The sequence below is a fragment of the Tardiphaga sp. 709 genome (genome assembly GCF_032401055.1).
In the GTDB taxonomy this organism is placed as follows: domain Bacteria; phylum Pseudomonadota; class Alphaproteobacteria; order Rhizobiales; family Xanthobacteraceae; genus Tardiphaga.
In genome coordinates, this window is sequence record NZ_CP135529.1 from 4782595 (window position 1) to 4801660 (window position 19066).

The 19066-nt window shown below is 61.7% G+C and carries 15 protein-coding genes, 1 pseudogene and 1 riboswitch; of the genes and pseudogenes, 13 read left to right on the forward strand and 3 right to left on the reverse strand.

Annotated features, from left to right (window positions below; genetic code table 11):
• The first annotated feature begins 57 nt into the window (after positions 1-57).
• The 7 genes and pseudogenes from RSO67_RS23210 (at position 58) to RSO67_RS23240 (ending at position 9821) form a co-directional block, all read left to right on the forward strand.
• Positions 58-2384, forward strand: a pseudogene (locus RSO67_RS23210) (putative bifunctional diguanylate cyclase/phosphodiesterase).
• Positions 2385-2545: 161 nt separating this feature from the next.
• Positions 2546-3286, forward strand: a complete 741-nt coding sequence (locus tag RSO67_RS23215) for an N-acyl amino acid synthase FeeM domain-containing protein (protein ID WP_410001772.1) — start codon at positions 2546-2548, stop codon at positions 3284-3286.
• A 271-nt stretch (positions 3287-3557) separates the two neighbouring features.
• A complete protein-coding gene (gene pal, locus RSO67_RS23220; RefSeq protein ID WP_175366426.1) occupies positions 3558-4052 on the forward strand; it encodes a peptidoglycan-associated lipoprotein Pal in 495 nt (164 codons plus the stop codon).
• Between the two features lie 163 nt (positions 4053-4215).
• Positions 4216-5229 carry a tol-pal system protein YbgF gene (gene ybgF / locus RSO67_RS23225; protein WP_315840750.1) on the forward strand — a complete coding sequence of 338 codons (1014 nt, stop codon included), beginning with the start codon at positions 4216-4218 and terminating at the stop codon, positions 5227-5229.
• A gap of 47 nt (positions 5230-5276) precedes the next feature.
• Positions 5277-6308, forward strand: a complete 1032-nt coding sequence (tilS, locus tag RSO67_RS23230; protein WP_315840751.1) for a tRNA lysidine(34) synthetase TilS — start codon at positions 5277-5279, stop codon at positions 6306-6308.
• 233 nt (positions 6309-6541) lie between these two features.
• Positions 6542-8458 carry an ATP-dependent zinc metalloprotease FtsH gene (ftsH, locus tag RSO67_RS23235; protein WP_089261969.1) on the forward strand — a complete coding sequence of 639 codons (1917 nt, stop codon included), beginning with the start codon at positions 6542-6544 and terminating at the stop codon, positions 8456-8458.
• 166 nt (positions 8459-8624) lie between these two features.
• Positions 8625-9821, forward strand: a complete 1197-nt coding sequence (locus tag RSO67_RS23240) for a glycosyltransferase family 87 protein (protein WP_315840752.1) — start codon at positions 8625-8627, stop codon at positions 9819-9821.
• Here the strand turns inward: RSO67_RS23240 and RSO67_RS23245 are convergent.
• The gene (locus tag RSO67_RS23245) at positions 9793-10434 is read right to left on the reverse strand and encodes an HD domain-containing protein (protein WP_315840753.1); all 642 of its coding nucleotides are present in this window, start codon (positions 10432-10434) and stop codon (positions 9793-9795) included. The genes RSO67_RS23240 and RSO67_RS23245 overlap by 29 nt on opposite strands.
• Before the next feature lie 172 nt (positions 10435-10606).
• Here RSO67_RS23245 and RSO67_RS23250 point away from each other — a divergent pair, with 172 nt between their 5' ends.
• Entirely contained in the window at positions 10607-11566 is a 960-nt protein-coding gene (locus tag RSO67_RS23250; RefSeq protein ID WP_315840754.1) for a GlxA family transcriptional regulator, read from the forward strand.
• Positions 11567-11572: 6 nt separating this feature from the next.
• Here the strand turns inward: RSO67_RS23250 and RSO67_RS23255 are convergent, their stop codons facing one another.
• Positions 11573-11758, reverse strand: a complete 186-nt coding sequence (locus RSO67_RS23255) for a hypothetical protein (RefSeq protein WP_315840755.1) — start codon at positions 11756-11758, stop codon at positions 11573-11575.
• A gap of 189 nt (positions 11759-11947) precedes the next feature.
• A riboswitch (cobalamin riboswitch) is annotated at positions 11948-12163 on the forward strand.
• Positions 12164-12281: 118 nt separating this feature from the next.
• Between RSO67_RS23255 and RSO67_RS23260 the strand changes: the two genes are divergently transcribed.
• The 5 genes from RSO67_RS23260 to RSO67_RS23280 all read left to right on the forward strand — a co-directional run bounded on the left by RSO67_RS23260 (position 12282) and on the right by RSO67_RS23280 (position 18514).
• Complete coding sequence (locus RSO67_RS23260) at positions 12282-15215, forward strand: ribonucleoside-diphosphate reductase subunit alpha (RefSeq protein WP_315840756.1); 2934 nt, start codon at positions 12282-12284, stop codon at positions 15213-15215.
• Positions 15216-15367: 152 nt separating this feature from the next.
• Positions 15368-16492: a ribonucleotide-diphosphate reductase subunit beta gene (locus tag RSO67_RS23265; protein ID WP_315840757.1), complete on the forward strand. Its 1125-nt coding sequence runs from the start codon at positions 15368-15370 to the stop codon at positions 16490-16492.
• A 112-nt stretch (positions 16493-16604) separates the two neighbouring features.
• On the forward strand, positions 16605-17354 hold the full coding sequence (locus tag RSO67_RS23270; protein WP_315840758.1) for an AzlC family ABC transporter permease: 750 nt from the start codon (positions 16605-16607) through the stop codon (positions 17352-17354).
• On the forward strand, positions 17351-17668 hold the full coding sequence (locus tag RSO67_RS23275; RefSeq protein WP_315840759.1) for an AzlD domain-containing protein: 318 nt from the start codon (positions 17351-17353) through the stop codon (positions 17666-17668). The genes RSO67_RS23270 and RSO67_RS23275 overlap by 4 nt, the downstream gene beginning before the upstream one ends.
• 171 nt (positions 17669-17839) lie before the next feature.
• Positions 17840-18514 carry a TetR/AcrR family transcriptional regulator gene (locus RSO67_RS23280; RefSeq protein WP_175366435.1) on the forward strand — a complete coding sequence of 225 codons (675 nt, stop codon included), beginning with the start codon at positions 17840-17842 and terminating at the stop codon, positions 18512-18514.
• Between the two features lie 68 nt (positions 18515-18582).
• Here RSO67_RS23280 and cycA read toward each other — a convergent pair whose 3' ends face one another.
• On the reverse strand, positions 18583-18978 hold the full coding sequence (gene cycA / locus RSO67_RS23285) for a cytochrome c-550 CycA (protein WP_115034028.1): 396 nt from the start codon (positions 18976-18978) through the stop codon (positions 18583-18585).
• Positions 18979-19066 lie beyond the last annotated feature (88 nt).

Sequence of the window (19066 nt, forward strand, 5' to 3'; positions counted from 1 at the left end):
AAGACTTCATCAGGACCCGGTACCAATGTGCGCCTGAACAGGACGCATTTACGCCCGATGCAGCTCGCCGATCACAACCGGACGAATAGCAAATCGATGTCGCCGTCGATCTACACGGCGCTCGTCGATTCATTGTTCGAGAACCCGATTCCGATGCTGGCCGGTGCGGTCTGTGCCGGGACCGGCGCAGTCATGACTGCGGTGAAGACCGGCAATCCTTTGCTGTGGCCATGCGCCGCCCTGATCATCGTCATTGGCGCTTTGCGGGCCCTTCAGCTTAGCCGCTATGAAAAGCGCGAGACCGCGCTGACGCCTGACGAGGCGATCCGCTGGGAATTCAATTACATGGTTGGCGGCTCGCTCTATGCAGCCGCGTTGGGCCTGTGGTGTTGGGTTGTTTTGCTCGGCAGCGATGATCCGGTCGCGCATATGCTGGGTACGGCAGTGACCGTCGCTTATATCGCGGCCGGTGCCGGCCGAACCTATGGCCGTCCGAAGATCGCGCAGTTGCAGGTGCTGCTGGCGTGCGGTCCGATGGCGCTGGCGCTGATTATCCACGGTGACTTCTACTATATCGGCTTTGCGTTTCTGAACGTCCTGTTCTTTGTCGGCCTGCGCCGGATCACGCTTCGTCTGCATGACGTCTACGTCAAGGCGTTGCTGGCCACCGAGCGGGTCGGCTCCATCGCCGGCCAGTTCGATACGGCGCTGAACAACATGCCCAACGGCCTGTGCATGTTCGGCGCCGATGGTCGGTTGGCGGTGCTCAACAATCGTTTTACCGCGATGATGGAGATTTCAGAGGATCTCGTGCAGCGCGGCGTGACTGCTCGCGAAGTCGTCTCGCTCTGCGTCAATGCGGGGACGGTGTCGTCGGCCAGCGCGATGACCATCATCACCGAGATTGAAAGCTCGAAGGCAGCCGAAATCACGACCCTTGATCATGCCCACGAGAGTGAACGCGCATTGTCGTGGAAGTTTCAGCCGATGGTCGGCGGCGGCACGGTCGTTCTGCTTGAAGACATTACCGAGCGCCGCAATTCCGAAGCGCGTATCAGCCACATGGCGCGTTTCGACGAATTGACGGGGCTGCCGAACCGGGTCAGTTTCCGGAACGAAATCGGCCGCATGCTAAAGAGCTCGGACCAATCCACGCTGTCGGCCCTGCTGTTCGTCGATCTCGATCAGTTCAAGCAGGTCAACGATACGCTTGGTCATCCATGCGGCGACCAGCTGTTGTGCATGGTCGCCGATCGGCTGCGCGAAATGTTGCGCGCGGATGACTTCGTGGCTCGTTTTGGCGGTGACGAATTTGTCGTGTTCCAACGCGCCATCAAGACAAATCATGATGCAGCCGATCTGGCGCGTCGCATCGTCGAACGGCTCAGTGAACGCTACGAGGTCGACAATCATCAGGTCGAGATCGGCGCCAGCGTCGGCATCGCCTTGACGGAACCCGATGTCAGCGCTGACAACCTTTTGAAGAACGCCGATATGGCGTTGTATCGTGCGAAGGCCTCCGGCCGTGGCACCTTCTGCTTCTTCCGCGACGAGATGGCCCAGACGGTCGAGGCGCGCCGCGTGCTCGAACTGGATCTGCGCCAGGCGCTCGCCAATGAAGAATTCGAGATTTACTACCAGCCGCTGGTCAATCTGAAGTCGGGACGCATCTCGACCTGCGAAGCGCTGCTGCGCTGGAATCATCCTGTCCGCGGCACTGTTTCGCCGGTCGATATTATTCCCGTCGCAGAAGACATGGGTCTGATCGTCGATCTTGGCCGCTGGATTTTGCGCAAGGCATGTATCGAATGCATGAAGTGGCCGGACGCGGTCAGCGTTGCCGTCAACTTCTCGTCACAGCAGTTTCATCAGCGCGACGTGTTGAGCGAGGTACGCTACGCCCTCGACGTGTCCGGTCTGCCGGCGCGTCGTCTTGAAATCGAGATCACCGAATCGTCCCTGCTGCGTAACACGCAGTGGACCCACGATGCCCTCGCGCAGCTTCACGCAGCAGGTTGCCGGATTTCGCTCGACGATTTCGGTACCGGCTATTCGAGCCTGAGCTATCTGCACAATTTCCCGCTGCAGAAGGTGAAGATCGATCGCTCATTCCTCGAAGGGATCGATACGGACCGTCCGTTGACGCTGCTGCGCGGCGTCGCGCGCCTCAGTGCCGATCTGGGAATGACGGTTGTCGTCGAAGGCATCGAGACCAACGAGCAGCTCGAGCTGATCAGTGCCGACGGCACGATCAGCGAGGCCCAGGCTATCTGTTCAGCCGCCCGGTGCCTGCGACCCGGATCAGGCAGCTCCTGGACGCGTCCCACGGACGTCGCGTGATCGAGCCCGGCGCCAATGTCGAGGCCACGCGCGCGCCGGCCTGACCAGCCGCGGGCCACACTCTCGAACTTCCATTTCCATTCGTTTCGCGCGCCGAATAGCCCAAAAGGGTTAACCACATTGTGGCAGAACCTTTGACAACTTTTAAGAAAGCTTTAACCTTTCCTTACTCGCGTAGTCATGGCGTTGGTGCGTAGGAGACGGAATGATGGCTTCGGCCGATCAAGCGACTGAAGCTTCGAAGCGCAGCGATATTCTCGACCGGGTTGACTACCGTCTTGCCGAAACCGAAGCTGAGAAAGAGGCGATCTATAGCCTGCGCTATAGAGCCTATCTCCATGAGGGGGCCATCGAGCCTCGGGCGGATCGCCGTCTCGCCGACCGTTTCGATGATTTGCCGAATTCATGGACTTTCGGGATATTCGTTGATGGCGAGCTCGCCAGCTCATTGCGCGTCAGCGTAGCGACGCCGGATAATCCGGAAACGCCCGCTGTCGATGCATTCGGAGACTTGCTGCGTCCCGAGCTGGACAAAGGGAAGATCATCGTCGACCCGAACCGCTTCGTGGCCGACCCGAACAACCGCACCAAGTTTCCTGAACTGCCCTATATGACGGTTCGGCTGGGCTATGTCGCCTGCGGCTATTTCAAAGCCGATATCGGGACGGCAACCGTGCGCGCCGAGCATCGCGCGTTCTATCGCAAGGTTTTCCTGCAGACGCCGATGTGCGAGCCGCGGCCTTATCCGACGCTGACCAAGCCGCTATGCCTGATGGCGGCCGACTACGCCGCGGTGCGCGAACGCATTTTTATGCGCTACCCGCATTTCCGCTCCAGTCTCTTCGAGCAGCGGGCTCTGTTCGAGCGCAAGAGCGAACCCCTGGCGCCGGATCTCCATTCATCCGAGTTCCATATCGCTCAGGCCGCGGTGTTGCCCCGCAGCTGAGGGCGAAGGGCGGCGGCGATCCCATCGCCAGCCATTGCTGACTTTCTCAGCAGTCCCTGCAGTGGGATTCTGCCTAAAACCAGCTGCTTTCTCAGAACCTTCACCGTCGCGCCACATTTGCCAACCATTAACCACGTCGTTGCTTTTTCGCGGCCTGTGGCTTTTGATCGGTTTTGGCAACACCTCATCAAGGTTGACGGAACGTTCGCTTAACCAACGCCCTGTAGACCGAATGACAGTTGGGTAAAGCGTGAGCGTGGAGGCTCCGGGAATGAAGCATCAGATGCGTATCCTCCAGGGATTAAAACTGGCTGCAGTGCTGGCCGTGGCGCTGTCGATGGGCGCCTGCGCCAACAAGAATGGTTTGGGTGGCGATGGCGCGATGGCCAATGCTGCCACGCCGGGTAGCCAGCAGGACTTCGTCGTCAATGTCGGCGATCGCGTGTTCTTCGAGAGCGATCAGACCGAACTGTCGCCGCAGGCGATCGCGACCCTGGACAAGCAGGCGCAGTGGCTGCAGCAGTACAACCGCTATTCCTTCACCATCGAAGGTCATGCGGACGAGCGCGGCACCCGCGAATACAACATTGCGCTGGGCGCTCGCCGTGCCCAGTCGGTTCGCACCTTCTTGGCCTCGCGCGGTATCGATGCCAGCCGGATGCGCACCATCTCTTACGGCAAGGAACGTCCGGTCGCGGTGTGTAACGACATCTCGTGCTGGTCGCAGAATCGCCGTGCGGTCACTGTGCTGAACGCCGGCGCGTAAGCGACGTCTGATATCAAACAAAACGGCGTCTGTCCCCGGGCAGGCGCCGTTTTTGTTTGGGGCAGGCGCCTTTGTCGCTGTCGAAAGTCACATTTTTGGCGTAGTGAAATCCTCATCGTGATGCGCGCCGATGGGGCGCGAAACCGGTCATTTTCAGGCTCAAATGTCATCCAGATCTCATTCGCTCGCCGGCGCTGCGTTATTGTCTGTCCTGCTCGTGACGGCATCGCCCGTATCCGCGCAGTTGTTTGGTCAGCCGGCTCCCCGTCAGCAGGGCTACGGCCAGCAATCGGGCGACGACGATGCCGATCAGGGCTTGCAGATCGAGCGATTGCAGAACCAGCTGCGGCAGCTCACCGGCCAGAATGAAGAACTGCAATTCCGTAACCGCCAGCTCGAAGATCAGCTTCGGCAGCTGCAGGTCGGCGCCGCCCCAGCGGGCGCAGGAGGCCGTCCCAATGTCGCTGCCGCGCCGGTCCAGCAGCCGCCGATGCAGCAGGCTCCCGTGCAACAGCCGGGCTACAACCAGCAACAGCCGCAGATCGCGGCACCCGCACCAATTGCTCAGGATCCCGCGCCGGCTCCTCGCGCTGGCCGACGCAACGATGCGTTCGATCCCAATGCAAACCCCAATGCGCCGGGCGTGCCGCGCGCGCTGGGTGGCGGGCAGCAGCCGATGCCCGCAAACGCGCCGGTCGGTGCACAGGGCGGTCGTGGGGCCGGCGAGCCGCTCCCGCTGGGCAATGCCGCCCCGGGCGGAGCAGCACCAGCACTGACGACCTTACCGCCGGGCGCGACCCCGAAGGACGAGTTCGATCTCGGCATCGGCTATATGCAGCGTCGTGATTACGCGCTGGCCGAAGAGACCATGCGCAACTTCGCTCAGAAATATCCCGGCGATCCAATGATTGCGGATTCGCAGTATTGGCTCGGCGAGAGCTTCTTCCAGCGTCAGAAATATCGCGATGCCGCCGAGATATTCCTGGGCGTGACCACGAAATACGACACCTCCGCCAAGGCGCCTGATGCGTTGCTGCGGCTTGGCCAGTCGCTGGCCGCGCTGAAGGAAAAGGAAGCGGCCTGTGCCGCTTTCGGTGAAGTGACGCGGAAATATCCCCGTGCCTCGGCCGGCGTGAAACAGGGCGTGGATCGCGAGCAAAAACGCGTTAAGTGCTAGGTGATCGATCCGGACAATCAGCCGGGTCGCAACCGGTTCTGACGCGCATGTCCGACGACGACCAGTCGCCGATTTCGGCCCAGATGGCGAAACAGCTATTCGCTGACTGGGCGTCCGCGCCAGCATTGGTCCTTGCCGTGTCCGGCGGTCCTGATTCCGTCGCCCTGATGTGGCTCGCCGCGCGTTGGCGGCGTGCGCTCAAACGCGGCCCCGACCTTATTGCCGTGACCATCGACCATGGTTTACGGCCTGAAGCGGCCCGCGAGGCCCGCGACGTGAAGCGGCTCGCGGCATCTCTCGATATTCCTCACCGCACTCTCCGCTGGACCGGCGCCAAGCCGAAAACCGGGCTGCCTGCCGCGGCCCGCGATGCGCGCTATCTGCTGCTGGCCAAGGCCGCACGCAGCGTCGGTGCATTCCATGTACTGACTGCCCATACCCGCGACGATCAGGCCGAGACCCTGCTGATGCGGATGGCGCGCGGCAGCGGCATCGCCGGCCTCGCGGGCATGGCGCGACTGACCGAGCGCGACGGCATCCAGCTCGCGCGTCCCTTTTTGCACATCGCGAAAGTGCAACTTGTTGCGACGCTGACCAAAGCGAAAATCGGCTTCGTGACCGATCCGAGTAACTCAGATTCGAACTACACCCGTCCGCGGCTGCGGGCTCTGATGCCAGCGCTGTCGTCCGAGGGCTTCGATTCGCGAAATCTCGCCCGGCTGGCAACGCGGCTGCGGCGTGCCGATGCCGCGCTGGAACTGATGGTCGACGGGGCAGAGCGGTTTCTGGCGCTGCACAGTCCGGGGAGGGTGCCCGAAGCCATCGATGCAGGAGCATTTGCGGGGCTGGCGGAGGAAATTCGCGTTCGGTTGTTGCTGCGGATGATCGATCAGGTCGGGCACGAAGGGCCGGCCGAGCTCGGCAAGGTCGAAACGCTCGTATTCGCCATGTTTCAGGCCGCGCGATCGGGCGGAAAAGGTATTCTGCTGAAGCAGACGCTCGCCGGTGCCATGATCACGCTGACTCAGGACCGCCTGAGAATCGTTCCTGCGCCGCCGAGGCGTCGCCGCGCCCATTGAGTGCAAAGACCTACCTGTGGCCCCACAGTACCTTAACCACCGTGGGAAAACCCTGTCAGCACTGCCATTATTTGAACCGGAAATGCGCGTAGATGCGTTAAATAGTCCATCCCAGTTCCCTTGGCAGCGCCCTCGGTCGCACCTAGATTGTATCCGACCGACCCAGGGTGAACCCTTGTGGCGACCCACAAGGGAATAAGGCCGCGATTTCGCGCGGCGACGAAGGAAGATCGATGAACGCGAACCTGCGCAATTTTGCCCTCTGGGTCATTATCGTTTTGTTGCTGCTGGCGCTGTTCACGCTTTTCCAGAATCCTGGTCAGCGCACCGCCTCGCAGGACATTTCGTTCTCGCAGCTCCTCACCGAAGTTGATCAAAATCACGTCCGCGATGTCGTAATCCAGGGTCCCGAGATTCACGGCACCTTCACCAACGGCTCCAGCTTCCAGACCTATGCGCCGAGCGACCCGACCCTGATCAAGCGTCTGTATGACGCCAAGGTCTCGATCACCGCCAAGGCTCCGGGCGACAACGTGCCGTGGTTCGTGTCGCTGCTCGTGTCATGGCTGCCGTTCATCGCGCTGATCGGCGTGTGGATCTTCCTGTCGCGCCAGATGCAGGGCGGCGCCGGCAAGGCGATGGGCTTCGGCAAGTCGCGCGCCAAGATGCTGACGGAGGCCCACGGCCGCGTCACCTTCGAGGACGTCGCCGGCGTCGACGAAGCCAAGCAGGACCTGCAGGAGATCGTCGAATTCCTGCGCGACCCCGGCAAATATCAGCGCCTCGGCGGACGTATCCCGCGCGGCGTGCTGCTGGTTGGCCCCCCCGGCACCGGTAAGACGCTGATCGCGCGTGCGGTCGCGGGCGAAGCCAATGTGCCGTTCTTCACCATTTCGGGTTCGGACTTCGTCGAAATGTTCGTCGGCGTCGGCGCATCCCGGGTGCGTGACATGTTCGAGCAGGCCAAGAAGAATGCGCCCTGCATCATCTTCATCGACGAAATCGACGCCGTCGGTCGTCATCGTGGCGCTGGTTTGGGCGGCGGCAATGACGAGCGCGAACAGACCCTCAACCAGTTGTTGGTCGAGATGGACGGCTTCGAAGCCAATGAGGGCGTGATCCTGATCGCCGCCACCAACCGTCCTGACGTGCTGGATCCCGCGCTGCTGCGTCCCGGCCGTTTCGACCGTCAGGTCGTGGTACCGAATCCGGACGTCGTCGGCCGCGAGCAGATCCTCAAGGTCCATGTCCGCAAGGTGCCGCTGGCGCCGGATATCAACCTCAAAACCATCGCTCGCGGCACGCCCGGTTTCTCCGGCGCGGACCTGATGAACCTCGTCAACGAAGCCGCCCTGACTGCCGCGCGCCGTAACAAGCGTATGGTGACGCAGAGCGAGTTCGAAGAGGCCAAGGACAAGGTGATGATGGGCGCCGAGCGCAAGTCGCTGGTGATGTCCGAGGAAGAGAAGATGTTGACGGCCTATCACGAAGGCGGTCACGCCATCGTCGGCCTCAACGTCATCGCCACCGACCCGATCCACAAGGCGACTATCATTCCGCGCGGCCGTGCGCTCGGCATGGTCATGCAGCTGCCGGAACGCGACAAGATGTCGATGTCCCTGGAGCAGATGACCTCGCGCCTCGCCATCATGATGGGCGGCCGCGTTGCTGAAGAATTGATCTTCGGCCGCAACAAGGTCACCTCGGGTGCGTCCTCCGACATCGAGCAGGCCACGCGCTTGGCTCGCATGATGGTGACGCGCTGGGGCCTGTCGGAAGAACTCGGTACGGTGTCGTATGGCGAGAACAACGACGAAGTCTTCCTCGGCATGCAGATGAACCGCACCCAGGCGGTCTCGGAATCCACGGCGCAGAAGATCGACTCCGAAGTGAAGCGTCTGGTCGCCGAAGGCTATGACGAAGCGACCAAGATCCTCACCGAGAAGCGCGATGACCTCGAAACGCTGGCCAAGGGCTTGCTCGAATTCGAAACCCTCTCGGGCGACGAGATCACGGATTTGCTGAATGGCAAGAAGCCGAACCGCGAGTCGGTGCTGGAGCCGTCGGGCCCGCGCACCTCGGCTGTGCCGCCCGCTGGCAAGCCGCGCCCGCGTCCGGACGGTGGCCTGGAGCCGCAGCCGCAGGCGTAAAGTCGTTCACACGCAAATATGCAAAACGCGGCCGAAAGGCCGCGTTTTTTGTTATCTGTAGCTCAAATGGAGCGAGGCCCGATCTGGGGACCACGTCCCACTTAAACCTTCCTCAAACTTCCCTCGGCACTGTCGCCCGGCGCCCTTGATGCGCATTGGGGACCCTATGCCAGCGCCGCTCACGATGACTTCGACACCCGAGCGTGGCCCAATTCCGCCGGCGCTGCTGATTGTCTGCATCATCCTGGCGATGTTGCATCTCGCCTTCTTCCCGACCTTCTACGGTCGCGGCTGGATCTATGAAGACGGCCTCGGCTCGCCCACCGATTTCGTCAATGTGTGGTCTGCCGGGCGATTGGTGCTCGATGGTCATCCGGCCTGGGCCTATGACTGGGACATCCAGAAAAAGGTCCAGATCGCTGTTCTCGGTCAGAGCTATCCCGGCAATTTCGCCTGGCACTATCCGCCGCCGTTCCTGTTCATCGCGGCACTGCTCGCAAAGCTGCCTTATGCCGTGGCCTTTGCCGGCTGGGCTGCAGTCAGCTTCGTGCCGTATCTGGCGGCGATGCGTGCGATCGTCGGTCGTCCCTTTGGCCTTTTATTGGCTGCGGCTTTTCCGGTGGTGATGACCAACGGCCTTGTCGGGCAGAACGGATTTCTGACAGCGGCGCTGATCGGCGGCATGCTGGTGCTGCTGCCGACGCGGCCGATCCTGTCGGGGATCTGTCTGGGCCTGCTCAGCTACAAGCCGCAATACGGATTTCTGTTTCCGCTGATGCTGATCGCGGTGTCACAATGGAAGGCGTTCGTCAGCGCAGGCATCACCACCGTGCTGCTGGCCGCGGTGTCGTGGCTCGCTTTCGGCACCGAGAGTTGGCAGGCCTTTATTCACTGGATGCCGATGTTCTCGCAGGCCTTCCTTACCGAAGGCCGCGCGCCATGGGGCAAGATGCAGAGCATCTTCGCACTGGTGCGCTATTTCGACGGTAGCGAGCCGCTGGCCTGGACGTTTCAGTGGATCATGATTGGTGCTGTCGTAGCGGCGCTGGTGCCGGTGTGGCGCAGCAGCGTGCGCTACGAGCTGAAAGCCGCTGCGCTGGCAGTCGGCGCCTTGCTCACGACGCCCTACCTTTTCCTGTACGACGTGATGGTGCTTGCGATTGCCATCGGCTTCATCGCCCGTATAGGTCTCGCGGAAGGCTTTCGCCGTCACGAACTGCCGGTGCTCGGTCTCGCTGCTGCGCTGCTGATCGCCTATCCATTTCTCGGCGCGCCAACTGGCTTCGGCGCAACGCTGCTGGTGGCAGCGTTGATCGCCATGCGTGTGCGGGAGGCTATTCGCTCCACGCCGAGTTCAGAATGATGCTGCAGAAATTCGCGCGCTTGTAAGTGGGGTCGCGGAGGTCGAGCACGTCGGCCTTGACGTTGCCGAAGGTGGTCTCGGGCTTGTGGATCGTCCCTGCAGCGAATGCATCGATGATGCCGTTCTTGAAGTCATGGCCGCGCGGATGGCAGGCACACACTTCGTGGCGCTGATGATCGGTGAAGGCGTCGTACTCAAGACCCAGCACATCCATCTCGACACCCGCTGTCACGAGCGCCACCACGGGCCGCTTGTGCTTGGGAATGCCCGGTGTCGTGTGAAGCGCGATGGCGTCCCAGACATCGTCGATGTCGCGCTCATCAATCCTGTGGTTGCGTAGAAAGTCCGCGGCAGCATTCGCGCCATCGACCTCGAAGCGTTCCTCCTTGCTCGCATAAGGCGCCTGCAGGCCCATGTCGTGAAACATCGCGCCGACATAAAGTAACTCGGAATCGACCTTGAGACCCTTGCGCTGCCCGGCGAGCGCGCCGAACAGGAAAACCCGATTGGAGTGATGATACAGAAGATCGCTTTCGGTATCGCGCACCAGTTGATCGATTTGGCGGGCGAGGGCGCTGTCTGGCACTTTGATGCCGGCTATGGTCTTGCTCATGGGATGCTCCTTGCAATCTGGATTGTCATCCACCCTTGTCGCCCCGGCGCGTTGTATCCTCAATCGCCCGGCCACCTTCGAGACTGCCATTCACCCGTGATTTCCTGCCGCAAGACGACTATCTGTTCAGAATGACCTGGGCCTGTCCTCGCCATTGGAATGAAGCCTCACCATGAAGAGCGTTGCCCTCGCGATATTCCCCGGCGTCCAGTCGCTGGATGTGGCCGGTCCGCTCGATGTGTTCATGGAGGCCAATGGCTTCGTCGCGCCGGGCGACGGCTACGACATCACACTTGTCGCTGCAGACTGCGCGCCGCTGCGTGCATCGAACGGCCTGAGGATGTCCGCTGATCTGACGTTCAGTGACGCGGACAAACCCTGGGATCTGGTTCTGATGGCCGGCGGGCCAGGGCTGCCGACGGCTGAAGCCGATCCGCAGCTTACACAGTGGCTGGCCAATGCGGCGCTCCATGCGGAGCGTTATGGTTCGGTGTGCACCGGGGCATTCGCGCTCGGCCATGCAGGCTTGCTCGACGACAAGACGGTGACGACACACTGGCAGAATGCGCCGCTATTGGCGCTGCGTTTCCCCAAAGCGCATGTGGAGTTCGACCGCATCTATAGTCGTGACGGCGCCCTGGTGACGTCGGCCGGCGTCACCGCAGGCATCGATCTGGGTCTTGCTCTGGTCCAGGAAGATCATGGCGCGGAGGTCGCGCTGGCCGTGGCCAAGCGTCTTGTCGTTGTCGCGCAGCGCCAGGGTGGTCAGTCGCAATTCAGTCCCTATCTGGTGCCGCCGGCCGAGTCGGGCTCGCCGATCGCGCGAGTTCATGCCCATGTGATGGCCCATCTGCGCGATGCGCACAGCGTGGACGAACTGGCCGATGTGGCGGGCATGAGCGCGCGGACTTTCGCGCGGACATTCAAGCAGGAAACAAGGATGACTCCGGCGGATTTTGTCGAAGGCGCTAGGATCGACACGGCGCGTAACCGCCTCGAAGGCAGCGATCTGCCGCTGAAAGTCGTGGCTTATGAATCCGGTTTCACCACCGCCGAACATATGCGTCAGGTGGTCGTACGACGGCTCGGCCTGACGCCCAGCCAGTATCGGGCCAGCTTTCGCGCGGTCTGATTCTGCTCAGGCGAGTTGCAGCGAAGAAATCGGATCGCTGGCGGGGAAGCTGTCCATCAGCGCCTCGTTCAGCATCTCGTCGAGCCGGCGCCGGGCGGTCTGCTCCGTCGTCTCGAACGCCGCGAGTGCGCCCGGATGCTCGACGAAAGCGTTGAGTTTGATCCTCTCAGTGGTCGTTACCAGGTTGCGCATCGCATCCTCCATCGGTTGATGACGGTGTTTTGCGCCTCACGGTCCTTTCGGACAACGAATCGCATCGTTCAGAAACGGCCAACGACCCCGCGGTTTCCGCCACGCAAGCGGTTGTCCACTGAACCAACAGCCCTACCGAATTTGTTGCGTTCGGCGCCAATGCTCGCTTGACACTTCACCGCAGGTCACACCAAATGTAGACGTCACGGTCCGCCCTGTCGCAAGACTTGGTGGCTAAGAGGGAAGCCGGTAAAGACGTTGTTTTGCGTCATATTCCGGCGCTGCCCCCGCAACTGTAAGCAGTGAGTCTGTTTCGATTGAAGTCACTGATGCGCAAGCATCGGGAAGGCTGAAACAGACATTGACCTGCGAGCCAGGAGACCTGCCGCGACACCAGAACGTCCATGGGCGGGGTGTCCCAGCGGTCGCTTGCAGGCAATGCCGGCGGATCTCCGCCGTGTATTTTGCAGCGTCCTTTCGGCCCCAGCCCCCATTGCTTGATGCATCACACGGGGTCTTGCCGATGCCTACTTCATCTTCTGTTTTGTCCAACGGACGCGATGCGGCTCATGCGCCGCTGATTCAACTGTCGCCGGAAACGCTCGCTGCGCCTGCGCGCGAACCCTCAATGCAGATCATCCGGCGCAACGGCACCGTATCTCCCTTCGACGGCAGCAAGATTTCCGTGGCCATGACCAAGGCTTTCCTTGCGGTCGAGGGCCACACGGCAGCGGCGTCGCGCCGCGTCCATGAGGCGGTGGAACAACTGACCGGCGAAGTCGTGGCGGCGCTGACGCGCCGCGTCGGTGAAGGCCGCACCTTCCATATCGAGGACGTCCAGGATCAGGTGGAACTGGCGCTGATGCGCAGCGAGCACCACAAGGTGGCCCGCGCCTATGTGCTGTATCGCGAAGAACGCGCGCGGACCCGCGCCGAGGAACTGGCCGCCAAGCCGGCGCTCGTCTCCACCGCACCGGTGCTGCATGTCACGCTCGCCAACGGCACCCGTGCGCCGCTCGATTCGGCGCGTCTGGCGCTGATCGTCAACGAGGCCTGCGCCGGTCTCGACGGAGTCGATGCCGCCCCGGTGCTCGAGGAAACCCGCCGCAATCTCTATGACGGCATCACGCTGGATGAACTGGCACTGGCCGGCATCATGGCCGCGCGCACGCTGGTGGAGCAGGAGCCGAACTACACCTTTGTCAGCGCCCGCCTGCTCCTCGACAAGCTGCGCACCGAAGTTCTGTCCTTCGTTCACGGCAGCCCGACCCACGCGTCACAGGCCGATATGACGACGCGTTACGCCGAATATTTCAGCGCCTATATCAAGACCGGCATTGCGGCGGAGCTGCTCGATCCCGAACTCGCGCGCTTCGATCTCAAGCGAATCGCTGCCGCGCTGAAGCCGGAAGGGGACCTTCAGTTCCAGTTCCTGGGCCTGCAGACGCTCTATGACCGCTACTTCCTGCATGTGCAGGGCAATCGCATCGAACTGCCCCAGGCCTTCTTCATGCGCGTAGCCATGGGCCTCGCGCTACGCGAGATCGACCGCGAAGCCCGCGCCATCGAATTCTATAATCTGCTGTCGTCGTTCGACTTCATGGCCTCGACGCCGACGCTGTTCAATTCGGGCACGCTGCGTCCGCAGCTGTCGTCCTGCTTCCTCACGACCGTAGCCGACGATCTCGACGGCATCTTCAAGTCGGTGAAGGACAATGCGCTGCTGGCGAAATATTCCGGTGGTCTCGGTAATGACTGGACCCGCGTGCGCGGCCTCGGTGCCCACATCAAGGGCACCAACGGCGAGAGCCAGGGCGTGGTGCCATTCCTCAAGGTCGCCAACGATACGGCCATCGCCGTCAATCAGGGCGGCAAGCGCAAGGGCGCGGTCTGCGCCTATCTCGAGACCTGGCACATCGACATCGAAGAATTCCTCGATCTCCGCAAGAACACCGGCGACGACCGCCGCCGCACCCACGACATGAACACCGCCAACTGGGTGCCGGATCTGTTCATGCAACGCGTCGAGGCTGATGGCGAATGGACGCTGTTCTCGCCGGACGAGACGCCGGAACTACATGATCTCTACGGCAAGCCCTTTGCCGAGCGCTATGCCGCTTATGAAGAGAAGGCGGCGCGCGGTGAAATCCGCGTGTTCAAGAAGGTGCGGGCCACCGATCTGTGGCGTCGCATGCTGACCATGGTGTTCGAGACCGGCCATCCCTGGATCACCTTCAAGGATCCCTGCAACCTGCGCTCGCCGCAGCAGCATGCTGGCGTCATTCACTCGTCGAATCTCTGCACCGAGATCACGCTGAATACGTCCGATGACGAAGTCGCAGTCTGCAATCTCGGTTCGGTCAATCTCCTCAATCACATCGGCAAGGATGGTCTCGATCATGCGCAGCTCAAGCGCACCGTGACCACGGCGATGCGGATGCTCGACAACGTCATCGACATCAATTTCTACACCATCCCGGAAGCACGCCGCTCGAACCTCAGGCATCGTCCGGTCGGTCTCGGCTTGATGGGCTTTCAGGATGCACTGCAGGTGCAGGGCATCGCGATGGCGTCCGATGCGGCGGTGGCCTTTGCAGATACCAGCATGGAGGCGATTGCCTTCCATTCGATCTCGGCGTCGGTCGATCTTGCCGGCGAGCGCGGCCGCTATCCGTCCTTCGACGGATCGCTGTGGAGCCGCGGCATCCTGCCGATCGACTCCATCGAGATACTTGCGGAGGCCCGCGGTGGTGTGCAGATGGATCGATCCACTACACTCGACTGGAATAGCCTGCGTGCACGGGTCAAGGACACCGGCATGCGCAATTCCAATGTGATGGCGATCGCGCCGACGGCGACGATCTCGAATATCTGCGGCGTCGCCCAGTCGATCGAGCCGGCCTATCAGAACCTCTATGTCAAATCGAATATGTCCGGCGATTTCACGGTGGTGAACGCCTTCCTTGTGCGCGATCTGAAAAAGAGGGGCCTGTGGGACGAGGTGATGGTCTCCGACCTCAAATATTTCGACGGTAGCGTCGGATCGATTGACCGCGTGCCGGACGATCTCAAGGCGCTGTATGCGACCTCGTTCGAGATCGACAGCGCGTGGCTGATCGAGGCGGCTTCGCGCCGGCAGAAATGGATCGATCAGGCGCAGTCGCTCAATCTCTACATTGCCAATCCATCCGGCAAGAAGCTGGACCAGCTCTATCGCCTGGCCTGGACGCTGGGATTGAAGACGACCTACTACCTGCGCTCGCGCAGTGCGACGCATGTGGAGAAATCGACACTGAAGGGTACGGACGGCAAGCTCAATGCTGTGTCAGCGACGGTGGCGACAGCGAAAGCGGCCGGTGCGCCGATTCTCGTTCAGCCGTCCGCCGTGACAGCGCCCGAGCTGAACGTCGCAATGGCCTGTTCGATCGACAATCCCGAATGTGAGGCGTGCCAGTAAGGCTTGCTGCACCATACACAGTCCTCATCCTGAGGAGCGGCCTCTTGGCCGCGTCTCGAAGGATGAGTGACGACACACTCATGGTTCGAGATGCCCGCTGAAGAAGCGGGCTCCTCACCATGAGAGCCGACACAGAATTCAAAGGAACACCCATGCTCGACTGGTCCGATACCTCATCCGCCCCCAAGGCGCCCGCCTTCATCCCGCTCCCTGAAACATCCATCGATCAAACCGGCCTCGGCACCATCGATCGCTCCGGCGGCCGCGTCTCGGTGGACGAGAAGCGCATGATCAACTGCCGCGCCGACGTCAATCAGCTGCTGCCGCTGAAATACAAGTGGGCGTGGGAGAAGTATCTCGCCGGCTGCAACAATCATTGGATGCCCACCGAAGTCTCGATGCAGGCTGATATTGCACTGTGGAAGTCGCGCGACGGCCTCACCGAAGACGAACGCCGCGCGATCAAGCGCAATCTCGGCTTTTTCGCAGCATCGGAGAGTCTCGTTGCCAACAACATCGTGCTGGCGATCTATCGCCACCTCACCAATCCGGAATGCCGCCAGTATCTGCTGCGACAGTCCTTCGAGGAAGCCGTGCATACGCACACGTTCCAGTACATCGTGGAAAGCCTCGGCCTCGATGAGGGCGAGCTGTTCAACATGTATCGCGAGGTGCCCTCGATCACCGAGAAGGCCGCTTGGGCGCTCAAGCACACCCAGCATCTCGACGATCCCGATTTCAAGACCGGCACGCCCGAAACCGATCAGGCCTTCATGCGCGATCTCGTGGCCTTCTATGTGATCTTCGAGGGCATGTGGTTCTATACGGGCTTTGCGCAGATCCTGTCGCTCGGCCGTCGTAACAAGATGGTCGGGATCGCTGAACAGTATCAATACATCCTGCGCGATGAATCGATCCACCTGAACTTCGGCATCGACGTCATCAACCAGATCAAGATCGAGAATCCGCACCTCTGGACAAAAGCGTTCCAGGAGGAAATCCGCGACATGATCCGCACGGCCGCCGAGCTCGAGGCGGCCTATGGGCGGGACACCATGCCGCGCGGCTTCCTCGGACTGAATGCGGCGCTGTGCGAAACCTATATGCACTTCATCGCCAACCGCCGCTGCGCGCAGATCGGTCTCGCGCCTGTTTTCAACGAGACGGAAAACCCATTCCCATGGATGTCGGAAGCGATGGATCTGAAGAAGGAGAAGAACTTCTTCGAAACGCGTGTGATCGAGTACCAGAACGGCGGCGCGCTGAACTGGGAGTAGTCTTTGGTCTCATATCCGCCGCTGCATGGCGCATATGAATCCGCATCACTTGACCTGATCGCGTGAGATCCGCAGGCATGATCTCGCCTTTCGGCATCACGCGGATCAGTCGATGCACGCCACCCACATCCTTAAAGCACCGGCCTATTGGTCGAAGGCCGCCATCGTGCCTGGCATCATTGCCATCGGCCCGATGCTGCCCGGCACGCTCGCTTTCGGCATGGCGTTCGGTGCGCTGTGCGCGCAGAAGAACCTCTCGCTTGCCGAAGTCGAGGTGATGATGGCGACGGTCTATGGCGGCTTGTCGCAATTTGTTGCGGTGCAGTCGTGGCCGGATGTTTTGACGCCGGGGGCGATCGCGACGCTGGCGCTGCTGACACTCACCGTGAACATCCGCTTCTTCCTGATGAGCGCGACGCTGCGGCCGTGGTTCGGGACGCTGCCGGCCTGGCAGGCCTATCCGTCGATGCTGCTGGTCACCGATGGCGGCTGGCTCGCGGCCATGCGCTACCGCGATCATGGCGGGGCCGACGCGGCGTTCTATCTCGGCGGCGGCATCGTGCTGTATTTCACCTGGCTGTTCTCGGCGATCCCGGGCTTCCTGCTGGCCGAACAACTCACTGACCCGAGAAAGTACGGCGTCGATCTGGTGATGCCGGCCTTCTATGCCGCGATGCTGGTGCCTGCCTGGAAGGGGCGCCGCCGTGCCATTCCTTGGCTCGTGTCGGGCGTCATTGCCCTCGCGGTGCATTGGTTGGTGCCGGGCTGGTGGTTTATCATCGCCGGCGCGCTATCGGGAGCGATCAGTGCCGGGCTCATGGACGAACCCGAACCGCAGCATCCGGCGGGTGTGTCCGCATGACGGAATTTTTGCGCAGTGATGTGATAATCGCCTTCGCGGTCATGACCGCGGTCACGGTGGCTTCGCGCCTCGGAGGCTACTGGCTGATGGGCTACGTCAACGTCACGCCGCGGGTGCGGCGGATGCTCGATGCATTGCCGGGCTCGATCATCGTCGCCGCCGCGCTGCCCGTGGCCGTCAATGGCGGGCCGGTCGTGGTTTTCGCGATCCTCGCCGCAATGGCCGTGACCATCATCCGCCGTAACGACTTCATTGCCGTCATCACCGGCATGGCAGTGGCTGCGGCCGCCCGCGCGCTCGGATTCGGCGGCTAGGCCTACCCGAAAAGTTGAATCCCGCTATGCGCAAAATACCTTGTCAATGAGTCTGAACTAGTGTTCAGTTCTTATCGCGAGCACCTCGGAGCTCGCTCAAAACCTTGAAGTTACGCGCCTTATTTGTGACAGCCGTCAGGTTGGCCAAGGGGTGCCGGGGATGAGACGCTCATGGTTTACCGACGGACCCATCAAGTCGTGAAGCGGCTTGCGGCGCGGCGCAGCGCCATTCTGGCGGCGGCACGCGAAACCTGTGCCGAAGGTGGCATGGCGGCGGTTCAGATCGCGCCGGTTGCGGTTCGCGCCAATGTCGCAGCGGGCACGGTTTATCGGTATTTCCCGTCCAAGGCCGACCTGATTTCCGAACTCATCGCTGACGTCTCGCGCGATGAACTGGCCGCGATCCGCCGGGCTGCGGATGCTGCGCCGGGACCGTCATCGGCGCTCGCCGCTGCGGTGACCACAGTGGCCGTGCATGTCGTCTCTCACCGCAAATTGTCGTGGGGCATCCTGGCCGAGCCGGTCGAGGTCGATGTGACGGAGTCGCGGCTGGCCAGCCGCCGCGAGATCGCCGGCGAAGTCGAATCCCGCATTGCGGCTGCTATTCGCGCCGGTCATCTGCCGGCGCAGGACACGGCGCTCGCAGCCGCTGCACTGCTCGGCGCGTTGCATGAAGCGCTGGTCGGGCCGATGGCGCCTGACAATCTCGAAGATCAGGCCAAGCTGCGCGACGCGGTGCAGACCGTCACGCTGCTGGCGCTGCGCGCCGTCGGCGTGATGGATGCCCGCGCCCGCGGCCTCGTCGTGCAGGCGGTACTGCCGACCAAGATGGCGGCCGGCGCCTAGCGCGTTTTCAAGCGCAGTGGGCACCGGTTCGCATCGAGAAGCCGCGTCAAACCAAAAGACTTCAGCGCTTACGGCTTGATTTTGCCGTCCTTGTCGAACTGCGCGAGGAAGGCCCAGAGGTCGTTGACCTCGGATTCCTTCTTGATGCCGGCAAAGGCCATCTTGGTGCCCGGGATCTTGGCTTTCGGGTCCTTGATGTATTCCTTGAACGTCGCTTCATCCCAGGTGATGCCGGAATTCTTGTTGGCGTCCGAATAGGAATAGCCCTCGGCGGTGCCGGATTTGCGGCCGTTCAACCCGTTGAGTTCCGGACCGACCTTGTTCTTGGCGTTTTCGCCGACGGCGTGGCAGGCGAGGCACTTGTTGAAGGAGGATTTCCCGGCGGCGACGTCCTGTGCAAGTGCGAAGGAGGAGGCGGTCGAGGCGGCAAGGACGATCAGGGCGCCGAAAGTGACAGACTTCATGGATGGCTCTTTTTGTTGGTTGGCTTTCCAGCTTAGTTTGTTGCACACGCTCCGAGTAGTCCACAAGTGCGATGGCGAATGCCGCGCG

Excerpts from the sequence above, each read along its gene's own strand:
- RSO67_RS23215 (WP_410001772.1), top strand. The coding sequence starts at position 2,546 with ATGATGGCTTCGGCCGATCAAGCGACTGAAGCTTCGAAGCGCAGCGAT.
- pal (WP_175366426.1), top strand. The coding sequence starts at position 3,558 with ATGAAGCATCAGATGCGTATCCTCCAGGGATTAAAACTGGCTGCAGTG.
- ybgF (WP_315840750.1), top strand. The coding sequence starts at position 4,216 with ATGTCATCCAGATCTCATTCGCTCGCCGGCGCTGCGTTATTGTCTGTC.
- tilS (WP_315840751.1), top strand. The coding sequence starts at position 5,277 with ATGTCCGACGACGACCAGTCGCCGATTTCGGCCCAGATGGCGAAACAG.
- ftsH (WP_089261969.1), top strand. The coding sequence starts at position 6,542 with ATGAACGCGAACCTGCGCAATTTTGCCCTCTGGGTCATTATCGTTTTG.
- RSO67_RS23240 (WP_315840752.1), top strand. The coding sequence starts at position 8,625 with ATGCCAGCGCCGCTCACGATGACTTCGACACCCGAGCGTGGCCCAATT.
- RSO67_RS23245 (WP_315840753.1), bottom strand. The coding sequence starts at position 10,434 with ATGAGCAAGACCATAGCCGGCATCAAAGTGCCAGACAGCGCCCTCGCC.
- RSO67_RS23250 (WP_315840754.1), top strand. The coding sequence starts at position 10,607 with ATGAAGAGCGTTGCCCTCGCGATATTCCCCGGCGTCCAGTCGCTGGAT.
- RSO67_RS23255 (WP_315840755.1), bottom strand. The coding sequence starts at position 11,758 with ATGCGCAACCTGGTAACGACCACTGAGAGGATCAAACTCAACGCTTTC.
- RSO67_RS23260 (WP_315840756.1), top strand. The coding sequence starts at position 12,282 with ATGCCTACTTCATCTTCTGTTTTGTCCAACGGACGCGATGCGGCTCAT.
- RSO67_RS23265 (WP_315840757.1), top strand. The coding sequence starts at position 15,368 with ATGCTCGACTGGTCCGATACCTCATCCGCCCCCAAGGCGCCCGCCTTC.
- RSO67_RS23270 (WP_315840758.1), top strand. The coding sequence starts at position 16,605 with ATGCACGCCACCCACATCCTTAAAGCACCGGCCTATTGGTCGAAGGCC.
- RSO67_RS23275 (WP_315840759.1), top strand. The coding sequence starts at position 17,351 with ATGACGGAATTTTTGCGCAGTGATGTGATAATCGCCTTCGCGGTCATG.
- RSO67_RS23280 (WP_175366435.1), top strand. The coding sequence starts at position 17,840 with ATGGTTTACCGACGGACCCATCAAGTCGTGAAGCGGCTTGCGGCGCGG.
- cycA (WP_115034028.1), bottom strand. The coding sequence starts at position 18,978 with ATGAAGTCTGTCACTTTCGGCGCCCTGATCGTCCTTGCCGCCTCGACC.